The following is a 14,695-nucleotide window of genomic DNA, read 5'->3' as shown; positions in this document are numbered from 1 at the left end:
TTGCTAGTCTTCAAACTGGAACCACTCAATCTCCACGTTTTCCTTTAATTTTAATGTTGATAGATCTAGTTCAACCCACTCTTTTGAGGTAGGATAATACTGATTTTCATCAAAGGTTGCTTCTATGCTGTCTAATATTTCCTGATCATTCCAATAATAAGCATTTCTGTCCATTAACAAATGGAACAAATAAGGATTTTTCAGCAGGAAATAATCTTTTTCATATTTGTACAAAAGAACTTGGTAAGTCTTTCTCGACAGCTGGCAGCGAATCGCAAAAAAGCCTTCGCGAAGAGTTGAGAGGATGTTCAACATTTTCTTTGGTTCGATCATTTGTCTGTTCAACATTCTCATGCTCCTTTCCAAGCACTTTCAATTATACGAAAAAGGCTGAAAAAGAAACATTCATTTGCTTTTTATCTCTTTTTTTTCAAATTTTCTTTTCATTTTTGTCAATCTCAGGAAGATCCCCGTCCCATTCTAAGTAAAACTCTCCAAGAAAATCTTCCATGATTTTTGTTCTTCTCTGTGCTTCTGCTTTTCCTTTGACCGTGTTCATACTTGCTTGCAAAAGAAATAATTTCTCATAAAAATGATTGATGACAGTTCCCTTTTTACGGTATTCTTTTTTTGATCCGAATGTCCTAGGAGATTCATTGGGATGATGCAAAGGTGTTTGGGTACTTCCGCCATAATAAGCTGTTCGCAGAATACCTACCGCGCCTAGCGCGTCGAGACGATCAGCGTCTTGGACGATTTTGCCTTCTAAAGAAAGTTCAGCCTTTCCATGTTCCACCTCATAGGAAAAGGACAGATGATCGATTATTTCAAGAACCTGTGTGATCGCTTCGTCAGGCCAGTCAAGCTGATTTAAAAAATGATTTATTGATTCTCGTTCTCTTTTCGGATCATCAGTCACTTTGTCATCAATTACATCATGAAGGTAGCAGGCTGCAAGAATGATCGGTAATGAAACATTGCTGCCTTCAGCCAACTTTTCGGCTAATTTTGCAACCCGTTCGGAATGAAAAAAATCATGACCCGTGTATTCATGATTCAATTTTTGATAGCTGTATTGACGAATCGCTTCGATTTTTCCAATCATTTATTCGTCCTTTCTGGGTGGACGTTTTCCCCAATATTGGAACAAATCGGTACGGAGAGCTCCGTTATACAGTTTCCGCTTTTTCGTAGCCTTTGCCCCAAAATAGGTCTCAAATTCAAGGTCGCTGGTTAATATATACTTACTCCATGTAGACAAAGGGATGAAGACGTCCCCCATTTCTTGATAAAGTTCACGAACCTTTTCCTCATCCCCTAAACGTTCACCATAAGGTGGATTAGCAACGATGACGCCATATTCTTTATCTGTCTTAAAATCCTTGACTGCCCGTTGTTTGAAAGTGATCGAATCCCCTAGCCCGATCTCATCGGCATTTGCAGAAGCAATCTCGATCATTCGTCCATTAATATCAGAGCCGGTGATATCTAATTCAATATCATAATCTGCAGCTTCGTCAGCAGATGTTCTGACCTTTTCAAACACCGAAGGACTAAACCATTCCCATTTTTCACAAGCAAACTCGCGGTTAAACCCCGGAGCAATATTGTGTCCGATCAATGCAGCTTCAATACACAAAGTTCCTGAACCACAAACGGGATCATAAAACGGACGATCCTTTCGCCAATTGGTCAACATGACCAAGGCCGCAGCCATGTTTTCTTTAAGAGGGGCTCCTCCCTTTTCCATTCGATAACCGCGTTTGAACAAGCTGGGACCAGTGGTGTCTAAGGTCAAAACGACATGATCCTTCAGCAAAGCAACCTCCAACTGAAACAAAGCACCGGTTTCTGAAAAAGGCACGCGAGCGGGGCGATGATACACTTCCCGCAGTCGTTCAACAATCGCTTTTTTCGTAATCGCTTGACAATCTGGAACGCTGTATAATTTCGATTTGATTGAACGTCCGGCCACTGGAAATTGGGCATCTAAAGGCAAAAAATCTTCCCAAGGCAAAGCTTTGACCTTTTCAAATAATTCGTCAAACGTGTAGGCATCAAATTCGCCAACAATGATCTTTACCCGGTCGGCTGTTCTTAACCAAAGATTTGTAGTTGCGATCGTCTCTTGGTCTCCCTTGAAACGTGCCCGACCATTTTCGACTTGGCAATCTATTCCTAAGTCCCGCAATTCTTTGCCCACTAATGCTTCAATGCCAGCAGCTGCTGTAGCAATCAATTGATATTCCTTGTTCATTTTCTGCTCCTTCTTACCACATTGTTGATTGATTTGTTTTGAATAAGAAAGGCTTCGCAAACTCATGGTGCTTTGAAATGGTTTTCAAAGCTAGTTTGTGAAGCCATCCGTTGCTCGATCTTTTTTTCATATACTTTAAAAAAACCTTCACAACGAAGTTGGAAGGTCCCCTGAATGCTGCAATTTTCTGTAAGCCATGTTCTGTACGCAAAACAACTCAGGGAAGCTGAATCACGTGGTAATCATCTATCTCCGACGATTGTCGTCTTCTTCATCGTTCATTTCCTTAGAAAAAGCGCCCCTACCATTGTTTGGGTTGCTCGCTCGAGGGGTTTACCGCGTTCCACCATTTTGATTTCTCAAAATGCTTCGTCACTGTGGCACTTTCAAGAATACTTGGGCATAGATTGCTCCTTAGCCCTTTTTTCTGCCGTTACTCAAAAAGAGTACCTTAGCTTATGGTTTCGCTAAGCACGAACACTACAAGCATCTCAGCTTGTGCGAGCATGGACTTTCCTCAGCTTGTCAATAAGCCGCGATCACCCGAAAACTGCAAAAATATTAAGTTTGTTTAAAATTGACGTGTTTTTTCGTTGTCATCTTCTGATTGTGAGTAACTCTGTCTCATTGCATCGTTTGTTGCCTGATTGGAGGTCGCTTGCTGATCCAGCTTTTTACCAAATACTTCTCGCTCCAGATTAGACAGTCGTTTAAGAATATCAAAGTTCGTTACTGCAGAACTTTTTGGGGCTTCCTTCGTACGAGTTGCAGTTGGTTGTGCTTTTGAAACCTGATCGATCTTTGCTTTCAACCGTTCGTTTTCCTCTTTAAGCTTCAATATTTCTTTATGATAGGTTTCATAATCCTTGATTACATTGTCCAGAAATTCGTCAACTTCGATCGGATCGTATCCACGCATTTTGGTCTTAAATTCTTGTTCCAAAATATCGTTTGGGGTATAAATTAGATTCGCCATTTTTCCACCTCATTAACAGACTATATTAACTTTCTTTTCTATCATAAATGATAAACTAGAGGAAATCAAACACTATCCCCGGAATCATATGAATTTTCTAAATCATCCATTGTAATCATTTGAAGAGAATAAGGATGATTCTTTTGGAAGCGGTGAATAGAAGAGAGAAAGAAACGGGTCTTTCCAGGATACTCTTCATCATAAACTAAAAGTGCTCCATCTGTGTGTTCCAACAAGAATTGAGCATGATTGCGAAACTGCTGCGGACTCTGATACGGACGATGACTCACAGAATCGATAAAATCTGCCTGCTGTTTTAGCTCATTCAATTGCAGTTGATTCGCCTCGTTCCAATTTCCACCAAATTCTTCAAAAGGAAAGATCAGCCCTAGCTTGAGATCTGGATACTCAGTCTTCAATATGTGAACGACCTGCCCTGCCCAAGTCTCTGTTCCTAGCTCTCCGCTGACAATGACCCACTCAAGCCCATTCTCCAAATAGTGTTGGATTTCTTGTTTTAACACGCGTTTTATAATAGAAATCTTAGGATCCTTTTGGTTAAAAACGGCTATTTCATAACTCTTGTAGCCGGTAATGTATAATCTTTTAATAATTTCTGGCATTTTTTTACTCTCTTTCGTTTAATCGGAAAAAAATTTGATATAATAGCACGTAGGAGTGTGATCATAATGTCTTTTCGTTACCCCAATGGTCAACTATTCTCACAAGAGAACTCAGATATCGAAAAATCAAAAATAACAAAAAAAACAACATTTGCTAATCGTGGAATGCGCTTTGAGGAAGCGATCAATCTGAGTAATGAGTATTACATTACTCATGATAAAGCAGTTATCCATAAAAAGCCAACACCCTTACAGGTCGTCAAGGTAGACTATCCCAAACGAAGTGCGGCTGTCATCAGAGAGGCTTATTTTCGACAGCCTTCTACGACTGATTATAACGGAGTTTACAACGGGTATTATTTGGATTTTGAGGCAAAAGAAACAAAGAATAAAACCTCCTTCCCTTTTAAAAATTTTCATCCTCATCAGATCGAACACATGAGGAAATGCATTGCACAAAAAGGGATCTGTTTTGTTCTGCTGTGGTTCTCCACACTGGAACGATGTTTCTTTTTGCCTAGCGAAGATCTTATTTTTTTATGGGAAAAACAAGATTCCGGGAAAAAATCAATCCCGCTCAGTATAATAGAAAAGCAAGGAATCGAAATTTTTGACAAAATCGCACCTAGAGTTCCTTATCTAGATGCCGTCAACGAATATATTTTGAAAAAGGAGTAACTGATTTTATGGCACAGACATCACGTTCAAGGAAGAAAAGGAAGAAAAGTTCTCACAGAAAAGGCTTCAATTTACCTAAGGGCAAGGGCAAAATCGCGTTAATGATTACGATTGGAGTACTCGGCTTTCTTTGCATCGTTATGCTATCCGGGATCGGCCTGTTTTTCTATTATGTCAAAGACGCACCAGAATTAACCAATAAGAAGCTGGATGCTCCTTCCTCTTCCAGACTGTTTACTGCAGATGGAGAAATGCTGGATGACCTTGGGGCTGAAAAACGAGAAAAGGCCAAGGCAGACGACATCCCTCAAGAGCTGGATGATGCGATCGTTTCAATCGAAGATCGCCGTTTCTTTAAACATAATGGGATCGACCCTGTAAGAATCATCGGCTCTGCTTTGCACAATGCCCGCAGTGATGATGTTCAAGGCGGAAGTACCTTGACTCAGCAATTGATCAAGCTGTCGTATTTCTCCACTAGCGCTTCTGATCGCAACCTGCGCAGAAAAGCACAGGAAGCTTGGCTGGCGATGAAACTGGAAAAAGAAAAATCCAAACAGGATATTCTGACCTTTTACATCAATAAGGTTTATATGGCTAACGGTATTTACGGCATGGAGACCGCAGCAAAAACCTATTTTGGAAAAGAACTTAAAGAATTGACGATTGCTGAAACAGCGCTTTTAGCTGGAATGCCACAAGCACCAAACTCGTATGATCCTTATGAAAACCCTGATGCTGCAAAAGAACGTCGCGATACGGTATTGTACACGATGCTAGATAATGACAAAATCACTCAGAATGAATATGAGGAAGCCAAGAATTCCAATGTTCAAGAAGGGTTGCTGCCCTTACCGACTGATAACGAAGATCGTCGAATCTCTGATAATTACGTTAAAGAAGTTATCAATGAAGTGCACCGTAAAACTGGCAAGGATGTTTATACAGACGGAATGGACATTTATACGAATTTAGATATGGGTGCCCAAAAAGAATTGTATGACATTGTGAATACTGATCAGTACGTTCAATATCCTGATGAAGAGTTTCAAGTGGCAGCAACCATGGTCGATGTCAATACCGGTCAGGTAAAAGCACAGATCGGTGGACGCAATATTTCAACCGACGTGACTCTAGGCTACAATCGAGCAGTCAACACCAGCCGGGACTTCGGTTCGACAGTTAAGCCGATTACAGACTATGCTCCTGCTTTTGAATACTTGCAAAAATCGACTGGAACGTATATTCAAGATGCACCTTATAATTATCCTGGAACAACGACTCCTGTAAACAACTGGGATAACCGATATTTCGGCAATATCACTTTGCGACAAGCATTGTACGACTCACGAAACGTCCCTGCAGTCAAACTGCTAGACGAAATTGGTACAGAGAAAGCCGCTGAGTTCCTAAAAGGACTAGGCATTGAGTACAAAGATATGTTTTTAGCCAATGCAATCTCCAGCAATACGGAGACCCAAGATGGAACCAAGTATGGGATCTCCACTGAGAAAATGGCTGTTGCTTACGCTGCTTTATCGAATGGTGGAACCTATTTTGAGCCGCAGTATGTAAGCAAGATCACTTATCAAGATGGAACGGAAGAAGACATGAAAGCAGAAGGGCAAAAAGCAATGGAGCCTTATACTGCTTACATGGTTACTGATATTTTGAAAGATGTAATCACTCGAGGTACTGGGACGAACGCTCAAATTCCTTACTTGATCCAAGCAGGAAAAACAGGGACCTCCAACTATACCACCGAAGAATTAGCTGAGATTCCGCATTATGGAAGTATCTCACCAGACGTGATGTTTACGGGCTATACTACAAATTACGCAATTTCTGTCTGGACTGGTTACGATGATCGGAAAAAACCGATCACCAGCCAATCAGATATGATTGCAGCAGCAGTTTATCGTGAACTGATGCGGTATGTTTCGCAAAATATAACGACCAATGATTGGCCGTTTCCTGAAGGGCTGTCCAGAATCGGCAATGAACTGTATATCAACGGATCAAACAATTATCCTTACCAACGACCGAATACGACTTACAGTTATGTAGCACCAAGCACAACCCCTCCCTCTTCGTCGAGCAGTTCCTCTGAGTCTAGTACGACAACACCGTCTTCTAGCCAGGAGAATCCGCCAAGTTCGTCGTCTGATCCAACACCGGCGCCCCCACCTTCGCAAAGCAGCGAGGCGCCGCAACCGAGTACTGAACCACCTGGAAGCAGCGAACCCGCACCACCGCAAGGCAGTCAATAAAAAAGAAGATGTAAAAAGGCATTCGAGCATTAAGTTCGAATGCCTTTTAATCGATTTTTCCCTTCCTGGCAGAGATCCAGTAAAGGACAGATTTCACATTTTGGATTTCTAGCTAAGCAATGATAGCGTCCAAAGAAAATCATTGTATGATGTGTCTTGACCCATAAATCCTTAGGAATCTTGCGCATCAAGGTCTCCTCTACCTCTGTCACGCTAGCGGATTGCTTGCAAATACGCAGGCGTTTGCTGACTCTTTCAACATGAGTATCTACGGCGATACCTGGAATTCCAAATGCATCACCTAAAACAACGTTCGCCGTTTTTCTGCCAGCCCCCGGCAAAGTCATGATTTCTTCGCGTGTTTTAGGGACTTCTCCGCCAAAATTTTCTAATAGCATTTGCGCACATGCCTTGATATTTTTAGCCTTATTGCGATAAAGACCGATCGTTTTGATTTTGTCGATAATGTCTTCGATCGGCGCTTGTGCTAACAAGTCAGGCGTGGGATAGGCTGCAAATAGGGCAGGCGTAGCCTTGTTTACGGAAACATCCGTTGCTTGCGCACTGAGTATCACTGCAACCAACAGCTGAAAAGGATTTTGTGCCTGCAATTCGCCGTGAGCCTCCGGAAACATTTCATACATTCTTGTGATAGCTTCCATTGTTCTTTCCTTATTCAGCATTTGAGTCTTTCTCCTTTAACCAATTATGCAGAGATACTTTTGGCAATTCTTCACTGCTATGAATCTCCTCTTTTTGCAGCAAAATTTGTTTTCTTCTTTTTTGCTCTTCCTCCACCTGCTGTTTAGTTCGAATATTCTTGCGTTCCCAGCTTAACAAGACTCGATCAATGTAAGTAAAGTTGTAGGCTTGGTTTAAAACAGCTTCTCGTAGGGCAAGTGTAATCAGCTCTGGCGCATAATGATCTTCTTCGATCCATTGGCCAACCCGCTGGTATTCTATTGCCGACAAAGGTCGACCAAATTCTTGCTCAAAGGCTAGATACATTGTCTTGATCGCTTGTTCCTCTGTGGCCTGTTCTTCCTGAAATCTTTCTTGTTCTTTGACGATCGTTAATTTTTCAAAGGTCGGCAGCAGATCGTATCGATCCTTTTTACGTCCGTCCTCATCGGTATAAGTATCCAATTCTATGAATTTCTTGTCCATCAGCTGATTCAGCAGTTCGAAGATTTTTTCAGAGGTGATCCCCATATGTTTTGCAATTTGCTTTAGATCCGGGAAATCATTGCCGGCTTTTCCAGCAGAAAAAAGCTGCAGCCACAAAACGAACTCTTCCGCAGACAATCCAAGACGTGCATAATTGTGTAAAAATAAATTGGAGATCGTTGTCTCTCCAGCCGCTAAATATTCTTGTAATGAGATCATTGCTCTTCCTCCATTCCCAACTAGTTTACACCAAATGACAAAGAAGTCCAAACACAAAAAAAGAAGACTCTTCGCCTTCTTTTTTGTGTAAATGATTATTGATGCATGTTCGATAAAGCTGCCTGTGCCAAAATATTTAAATAGTTCCACGGGCGATCAAAATGAGGTTGGAAGAAGAAATCTTGGAGTGCGAGGTCTTCAACAGTCATCTCGTTTTGAATCACAACAGACATTGTATTGGCAGACTGTGTGATATCGTATTTAGATACGAACTGCGCGCCAACGATCCGATTTGTTCCTTTTTCAGAAACAAGCTCCATCAAGATCTTTTCAGTTGTCGGCATAAATTCTGGACGATAATTGTCTTCGATAACGGTGACATTTACGTCAAGCCCTTGTAATTTTGCAGCTTCTTCAGTCAATCCAGTCGAACCAATATTCCACCCGAACAAATAAAGACCAGAAGTTCCCTGTGTACCGCGATACTTCATTTTTTGTTCTGTCAAGTTATTGCCGATCAGCATCCCTTGTCGTACTGCATTTGTCGCCAAAGGAATGTAATTGTCTTGTTTGGTTGGATTATAGTGAACGACTGTTGAGTCTCCAGCTGAAAAAATGTCTGGATCACTGCTTTGCATATAGTCGTTGACCTTGATTGCACCATTTGGCAATGTTTCAACTTTTCCTTTGACAAGTTCAGTGTTTGGTCTAAAGCCGACACAGAGAATGACCATATCTGCTTCAAATTCAGAGCTAGGTGTTACGACTTTTTGGATTTTTCCGTTTTCATCAGGAACAAAGGCACTCACGTTTTCCCCTAAAGCAAGTTTTACTCCACGATCTTCCAATTCTTTTTCCAAAATATCTGTAAATGGCTTATCTAGATATTTGTTTAGGATTCGTGTCAGGCCGTCAATCAGCGTAACATCCTTGCCGCTTTCAGCAAACGCTTCGACTAATTCGATCCCAATATATCCACCGCCTACAACAACGACTTTCTTCGCATCTTTTGCTTCAGCAATGATCTTGTTGGCTTGATTGTAATTTTTACACAACAATACATTGTCTGAGTCGATCCCTGGAATTGGAGGGATAATAGGCCAAGAGCCGGTCGTCATGACCAATTTATCATAATCAACTGTTGTTTCTTCCCCAGTTTTCAAATCTTTTGCGGTCACTTGTTTGTTTTGGGTATCTACATTGGTCACATCGTGTTCCATGTTCACCTTTGCACCCATCCCTGCGAGCTCCTCTGGATTTGAATAAAATAAACCTGCGGGGTCCTTCACAACTCCACCAACGTATAAAGCGATTCCACATGATAAGAAAGAAACGTTATCATTTCGTTCAAATACAGTAACCTCTGCATCTGGATGGTTATTCAAAATATTTTTCACCGCTGCTGTTCCAGCATGAGTACAGCCTACGACTACAACTTTCATAATATCCCTCTTTCTTTAAAACAATTATTAATTTGCAATTGGTTGCACAAATTATTATAGCAGAGGACAAATAATTCACCGCCTATTTTGCTCACGACTTCCTTATTTATTTGTTTTTCCTAAGAAAAGAAATCGGTTGCCAAAAAAAGGCTTTCGATTAGTCATGTACAGACCTTAACTTCATTAGAACAGGCATTTTTATGAGTGTTCAGAACTTTCTTTTTCACCATTCTATCCGAAACGTTTGTGAAATGAATGAACAATCTTCTTTGTGACTCTGTTTTTTTCCATGTGATGCAAGAAGCTGTGATAAAAGTGTTTCGCTATTCGGCTGTTTTCCAAAAGAGTTGCTTCAATCACATCAATTATGCGGTTTTTAAACATACTATGACGGTTATATCACAGGCACGATGCAACTAAAAAAAGAGACCGAAGTCTCTTTTTTTAGTTGGCTGCCTCTACACAGTCAGGACAAAGTCCATATACCTCTAAACGATGTTCTGAAATCTGATAACTGGTCAATTTACTGGATGCCATCTCCACATCTTCAAGTCCTGGATAAAAGAAATCCTCTATTTTTCCACAATTCGTACAGATCGCGTGGTAATGCTTCTGTGCACCAAAATCAAAACGGCTGGCTGCGTCTCCATAGCTCATCTCTTGGACGATACCGATTTCCACGAATTTTCTCAGGTTGTTGTAAACAGTCGCAACACTCATATTAGGAAATCGATCTTCTAACGCCTTAAAGATTTCATCAGCTGTGGGATGACTACGGTATTCGATCAGAAATTCTAAAATAGCATATCGTTGCGGGGTGATGCGAATATTGGACTCCTTTAATTCCTCTATTGCATGTTCTACCTTGTGACTACTCATTGAACACCCCTCCTTTTTAATAATCTTTATTAAATAATACTACGATATGCTTGGAAAAGCTAGCAATATAAAGAAAATCTTCACAATTGGTCTAATTTATGCTTCGGTTTCAAATAGTTCGGTCGACAAATACCGTTCGCCATTGTCAGGTAGAATCACTAGTATTTTTTCCTCTGGAGACATTGATCGTGCAATTTGCAAGGCGGCTTTTACAGCAGCTCCAGATGATACTCCGACTAAGATTCCTTCTTTTCTAGCCATTTGACGGGCGGTCTCCATGGCTTCTTCACTGGAAACCGGAATGACCTCGTCATAAATTGCAGTATTTAGGATGCCTGGGACAAAGCCAGCACCGATTCCTTGAATTTTATGCGGGCTGTGCTCGCCTCCTTCTAGTACCGGAGACTCTTTTGGTTCAACAGCATATACTTTAATCGTTTGGTACATTCGTTTCAGTTCGTTTCCTACACCTGTTATCGTTCCTCCAGTTCCAACCCCTGCAACAAAAGCGTTTAATCCCTCTTGTCCAAAGGCATCTAGGATTTCTTTCGCAGTTGTCAATTCATGAACTCTAGGATTTGCCGGATTGTCAAATTGCGATGGGACAAACCAGCCATTTTCTTCGGCTAACTGATTGGCTTTTGCAATGGCGCCTTTCATTCCTTCTGGGCCCGGAGTTAAGATAAGTTCTGCCCCGTAAGCCTGCATTAATTTACGTCTTTCAATACTCATGGTTTCTGGCATAACCAGTACGACATGGTATCCTTTAGCTGCACCAACCATCGCCAAACCAATTCCGGTATTTCCTGATGTTGGCTCAATGATTGTGCTGCCTTCCGTTAATTGACCATCTTTTTCAGCTTTTTCGATCATGCTTAAAGCAATACGGTCCTTCACACTTCCGCCTGGATTGAAAGATTCAACTTTTACAAATATTTGAGCCATTTGTTCTTCAGGTAATCTCCTTAATTTAACGATCGGTGTATGGCCAATCGTCGATAGTATCGAATCATTTATTTTATTCATTGTATTTTCCTCCTCTTTTATCACACTTCTTATTTTTATATAGTAATCGAAAAATGAGAAAATCGCGAGAAATATGTTCAAAAAAAAGAAGCCTTTACGCTTCTTTAAACGGATACTTGTTGTCCTGGGAGAATAGTTGAATCGATTGAAATCCCATTGTTTGCTAAAAATTGATCAAGACTGATCCCGAATTTTTCGGCAATCCCCCATACTGAATCACCTGATTGAACCGTATATGTCTGCCCAGTAATACTAGTCTGCTGTACCGCAACGGACTGCTGTTCAGGCTGTGATTGGATCGCTGTCCCAGCTCCAGGAGTGTCAAATCGAGTCAAATTGTAGCTCTGGATCAAAGAAATCAATTTTGCAGCATATCCTGGATCAGTCGCATAACGTCCTGTTAAATAATACGCAGCATCCTGGTAGCTAGAAGTATGACTTTTCCAAGCCCCAGCATAATAGGAACTGCGAAGGATACTAGCATGATCTAAAAAGGATTCAGCATAACTGTTGTATACAGCAAAGGGTTCTGACATCGTGACCCATTGCCCGTCCAGATATTCCTGTGTACTCATACTCACGCTAGGTCCGCCACTGTACTCTTTTACTCCAAATAAGTTATAGTAAGGAGCATTGGACAACGTGGAGGAACCAAAACCTGTTTCGACCAAAGCCTGAGCAACCATGATTGAAGCATACAAATCATTTGAAGCGGATACTTGCATCGCTGAATATCCTAACTGTTCAATAAATGCCGCTTGGTCTTGCGTTTGTGCTGCTTCTACCTGCACTTGATTGATTCCCACAGCAGCAGGAGTAGCTGCTAAGGCAGTTCCCAATATAGGAATCGTTCGCTTAAATGCTCTCCTTTGTTGTTCTTTTTTATGTACGTGTCGTTCACTGCGAGTCTTAAAACGGCTCATTATTTACCTCCAAGATTCTTTCTTCTGTTAATTTTCGTCTAATTTAAGTTCATAATTAGTATACGTTATTCTTTTTTTACAAACAATTTAGTCGCATCAAATTCATCCATTTGTTATCTTAACGTAACATGCGTAACAAAAAAATAAAGTGCAAGGACTTGAAATCCTTGCACTTCACAACATTTAAATTTGATTGAATGTATTTACTACATTGTCAACAGTGAAACCAAATTGTTCTAAAATGAATCCGCCAGGAGCAGAGGCACCAAAATGGTCGATGCTGATCATTTTGCCTTCGCTGCCGATGTAACGTTCCCAACCGAAAGATGAAGCTGCTTCAACTGCTAATCGTTTTGTTACAGCTTTTGGCAGAACAGATTCTTTGTAAGCCTCATCTTGCGCTTCGAACAAATCAAAGCTTGGCAAGGATACTACGGAGATATCTTTTCCTTGTTCCTTCAGAACTTTTTGTGCTTCAACTGCTAGATTGACTTCTGAACCAGTTGCGATGATGATTCCATCTGGAGTGGTTGCCTCTGATTTGGAAATCACATAACCACCCTTAGCAACCCCCTCCTTAGCCATTTCCTTGCTGCCCGGAAGAACAGGCAAGTTTTGTCGGCTAAGAACTAACAATGTCGGTTTATCTTTTGATTCTAACGCAACTTTCCATGCCGCTGTTGTTTCATTTCCATCCGCCGGGCGAATGACTTGGACATTTGGCATACAGCGAACACTAGCCAATTGTTCGATTGGTTCGTGTGTTGGTCCATCTTCTCCGACTGCAACAGAATCATGCGTCAATACATAAGTGACAGGCAGTCCTTGGATTGCGGACATCCGAATTGCTGGACGCAGGTAGTCAGTGAAGACAAAGAATGTCCCCCCATAAATCTGTGTACCACCGTGCAATTGAATTCCGTTCATTGCAGCAGCCATCGCAAATTCTCGAACACCAAACCAAATATTGCGGCCTTCATAAGAGTCAGGCTGAAACTCTTTTTCAACAGCAACTGTTGTATTGTTTGACCCGGATAAGTCTGCAGAACCTCCCCAGAAGCTTGGAACTGCTTTAGAAATCGCTTGGATGACGTCTTTACTTGACACACGACTTGCTTGGCTTGAGCCTTCTTCATAAACAGGAAGCTCTGCATCCCAATTTTCTGGTAGTTTTCCAGCAAATGCATCTTCGAACTGTTTTGCTAGTTCGGGATAAGCATTTTTGTAGTCTTTGAACAGGTCATTCCATTGTGCCTCAACTTTTGCTCCTTTGTCCTGCATTTCAGTTTTGAAACGTTCAGCAACTTCCTCAGGAACGGTGAAATCCGGATATTCCCAGCCATAAACTGTCTTCGCTGCTTTGATCCCATCTGCCCCAATCGGAGCTCCGTGGACTGCAGAAGTTCCTTCCTTCGGTGCACCAAAGCCAATAACTGTTTTCACTTCGATGATTGTAGGCTTATCTGTTTCTGCTTTCGCTTCCTCGATTGCTTTGCTGATCGCTTCCAGATCATTGCCGTCTTTGACTAAAATATGCTGCCAACCATAAGCCTCGTAACGTGCACCTACGTTTTCAGTGAAGGCTTTTGAAGTTGGCCCATCTAAGGAAATATCATTTGAATCGTAAAGGACGATCAATTTGCCTAACTTCATGTGTCCTGCCATTGAGCTGGCCTCTTGAGCAACCCCTTCCATCAGGTCTCCATCTCCAACGATCGTGTACGTGTAATGATCCATCACATTGAAGCTGTCACGATTATAAGTTGCAGCCAAATGTGCTTCTGCCATGGCCATGCCGACAGCCATGGTGATTCCTTGACCTAAAGGCCCCGTCGTTGCTTCTACACCGTCCGTGTGAAGATATTCTGGATGTCCCGGAGTTTTGCTTTCCCATTGACGGAAATTTTTCAAATCATCAATCGTCACATCATAACCGGCCAAGTGCAACATGCTGTAAAGCATTGCTGATCCATGTCCTGCTGATAAAATAAAGCGGTCGCGATTTGGCCAATTCAAGGATGTAGCTGGATTTACGTTTAGGTGCTTCGTCCATAACGCGTAAGCCATTGGCGCAGCCCCCATTGGTAAACCTGGATGTCCTGAATTCGCCTTTTGGATCGCGTCAATACTCAAAGTACGGATCGTGTTGACACCTAGTTGATCGATTTTATCAAACAAAATAATACGTCCTCCTTTTTGGTTATAAATACTTTTATTCCAAATTCATTGTAACCG

14 protein-coding genes and 1 other RNA gene are annotated in these 14,695 nt (G+C 41.5%); 2 read left to right on the top strand and 13 right to left on the bottom strand.

Going from position 1 to position 14,695, the window contains the following annotated elements:
- Positions 1-3: 3 nt before the first annotated feature.
- The 6 genes from NRIC_RS07725 to NRIC_RS07700 form a co-directional block, all read right to left on the bottom strand.
- Positions 4-348, bottom strand: coding sequence for a hypothetical protein (locus NRIC_RS07725; protein ID WP_146622125.1), 345 nt, complete (start codon positions 346-348; stop codon positions 4-6).
- Positions 349-430: 82 nt separating this feature from the next.
- A complete protein-coding gene (locus NRIC_RS07720) occupies positions 431-1,105 on the bottom strand; it encodes an HD domain-containing protein (RefSeq protein WP_146622124.1) in 675 nt (224 codons plus the stop codon).
- Complete coding sequence (locus NRIC_RS07715) at positions 1,106-2,257, bottom strand: THUMP domain-containing class I SAM-dependent RNA methyltransferase (RefSeq protein WP_146622123.1); 1,152 nt, start codon at positions 2,255-2,257, stop codon at positions 1,106-1,108.
- Positions 2,258-2,442: 185 nt separating this feature from the next.
- Positions 2,443-2,808, bottom strand: an RNA gene (gene rnpB, locus NRIC_RS07710) — RNase P RNA component class B.
- A gap of 20 nt (positions 2,809-2,828) precedes the next feature.
- The gene (gene gpsB, locus NRIC_RS07705) at positions 2,829-3,233 is read right to left on the bottom strand and encodes a cell division regulator GpsB (RefSeq protein ID WP_146622122.1); all 405 of its coding nucleotides are present in this window, start codon (positions 3,231-3,233) and stop codon (positions 2,829-2,831) included.
- 65 nt (positions 3,234-3,298) lie between these two features.
- On the bottom strand, positions 3,299-3,856 hold the full coding sequence (locus NRIC_RS07700) for an SLOG family protein (RefSeq protein WP_146622121.1): 558 nt from the start codon (positions 3,854-3,856) through the stop codon (positions 3,299-3,301).
- 66 nt (positions 3,857-3,922) lie between these two features.
- Between NRIC_RS07700 and recU the strand changes: the two genes are divergently transcribed.
- Both recU and NRIC_RS07690 read left to right on the top strand, forming a co-directional pair.
- Entirely contained in the window at positions 3,923-4,534 is a 612-nt protein-coding gene (gene recU / locus NRIC_RS07695; RefSeq protein WP_146622120.1) for a Holliday junction resolvase RecU, read from the top strand.
- Between the two features lie 8 nt (positions 4,535-4,542).
- Entirely contained in the window at positions 4,543-6,804 is a 2,262-nt protein-coding gene (locus NRIC_RS07690) for a PBP1A family penicillin-binding protein (protein WP_146622119.1), read from the top strand.
- Positions 6,805-6,833: 29 nt separating this feature from the next.
- Here NRIC_RS07690 and nth read toward each other — a convergent pair whose 3' ends face one another.
- From nth to tkt, 7 genes are all read right to left on the bottom strand, one after another.
- On the bottom strand, positions 6,834-7,487 hold the full coding sequence (gene nth, locus NRIC_RS07685) for an endonuclease III (RefSeq protein WP_146622118.1): 654 nt from the start codon (positions 7,485-7,487) through the stop codon (positions 6,834-6,836).
- A complete protein-coding gene (locus NRIC_RS07680) occupies positions 7,477-8,190 on the bottom strand; it encodes a DnaD domain protein (protein WP_146622117.1) in 714 nt (237 codons plus the stop codon). Before NRIC_RS07680 ends, nth begins: the two co-directional genes overlap by 11 nt.
- Positions 8,191-8,285: 95 nt before the next feature.
- Positions 8,286-9,632, bottom strand: coding sequence for an FAD-dependent oxidoreductase (locus NRIC_RS07675; RefSeq protein WP_146622116.1), 1,347 nt, complete (start codon positions 9,630-9,632; stop codon positions 8,286-8,288).
- 444 nt (positions 9,633-10,076) lie between these two features.
- Complete coding sequence (locus tag NRIC_RS07670; RefSeq protein ID WP_146622115.1) at positions 10,077-10,511, bottom strand: Fur family transcriptional regulator; 435 nt, start codon at positions 10,509-10,511, stop codon at positions 10,077-10,079.
- 96 nt (positions 10,512-10,607) lie between these two features.
- Positions 10,608-11,537 carry a cysteine synthase A gene (cysK, locus tag NRIC_RS07665; protein ID WP_146622114.1) on the bottom strand — a complete coding sequence of 310 codons (930 nt, stop codon included), beginning with the start codon at positions 11,535-11,537 and terminating at the stop codon, positions 10,608-10,610.
- Positions 11,538-11,641: 104 nt separating this feature from the next.
- Positions 11,642-12,460, bottom strand: coding sequence for a glucosaminidase domain-containing protein (locus NRIC_RS07660; protein WP_146622113.1), 819 nt, complete (start codon positions 12,458-12,460; stop codon positions 11,642-11,644).
- Between the two features lie 183 nt (positions 12,461-12,643).
- Positions 12,644-14,638: a transketolase gene (tkt, locus tag NRIC_RS07655; protein WP_146622112.1), complete on the bottom strand. Its 1,995-nt coding sequence runs from the start codon at positions 14,636-14,638 to the stop codon at positions 12,644-12,646.
- Between the last annotated feature and the right edge of the window lie 57 nt (positions 14,639-14,695).

The organism is Enterococcus florum, assembly GCF_004309355.1.
Classification (GTDB): Bacteria; Bacillota; Bacilli; order Lactobacillales; family Enterococcaceae; genus Enterococcus_A; species Enterococcus_A florum.
This window is presented reverse-complemented; position numbering and strand designations above follow the sequence as displayed.

Excerpts from the sequence above, each read along its gene's own strand:
- NRIC_RS07715 (WP_146622123.1), bottom strand. The coding sequence starts at position 2,257 with ATGAACAAGGAATATCAATTGATTGCTACAGCAGCTGCTGGCATTGAA.
- nth (WP_146622118.1), bottom strand. The coding sequence starts at position 7,487 with ATGCTGAATAAGGAAAGAACAATGGAAGCTATCACAAGAATGTATGAA.
- NRIC_RS07725 (WP_146622125.1), bottom strand. The coding sequence starts at position 348 with ATGTTGAACAGACAAATGATCGAACCAAAGAAAATGTTGAACATCCTC.
- gpsB (WP_146622122.1), bottom strand. The coding sequence starts at position 3,233 with ATGGCGAATCTAATTTATACCCCAAACGATATTTTGGAACAAGAATTT.
- recU (WP_146622120.1), top strand. The coding sequence starts at position 3,923 with ATGTCTTTTCGTTACCCCAATGGTCAACTATTCTCACAAGAGAACTCA.
- NRIC_RS07675 (WP_146622116.1), bottom strand. The coding sequence starts at position 9,632 with ATGAAAGTTGTAGTCGTAGGCTGTACTCATGCTGGAACAGCAGCGGTG.
- NRIC_RS07690 (WP_146622119.1), top strand. The coding sequence starts at position 4,543 with ATGGCACAGACATCACGTTCAAGGAAGAAAAGGAAGAAAAGTTCTCAC.
- NRIC_RS07660 (WP_146622113.1), bottom strand. The coding sequence starts at position 12,460 with ATGAGCCGTTTTAAGACTCGCAGTGAACGACACGTACATAAAAAAGAA.
- NRIC_RS07700 (WP_146622121.1), bottom strand. The coding sequence starts at position 3,856 with ATGCCAGAAATTATTAAAAGATTATACATTACCGGCTACAAGAGTTAT.
- NRIC_RS07680 (WP_146622117.1), bottom strand. The coding sequence starts at position 8,190 with ATGATCTCATTACAAGAATATTTAGCGGCTGGAGAGACAACGATCTCC.
- NRIC_RS07670 (WP_146622115.1), bottom strand. The coding sequence starts at position 10,511 with ATGAGTAGTCACAAGGTAGAACATGCAATAGAGGAATTAAAGGAGTCC.
- NRIC_RS07720 (WP_146622124.1), bottom strand. The coding sequence starts at position 1,105 with ATGATTGGAAAAATCGAAGCGATTCGTCAATACAGCTATCAAAAATTG.
- cysK (WP_146622114.1), bottom strand. The coding sequence starts at position 11,537 with ATGAATAAAATAAATGATTCGATACTATCGACGATTGGCCATACACCG.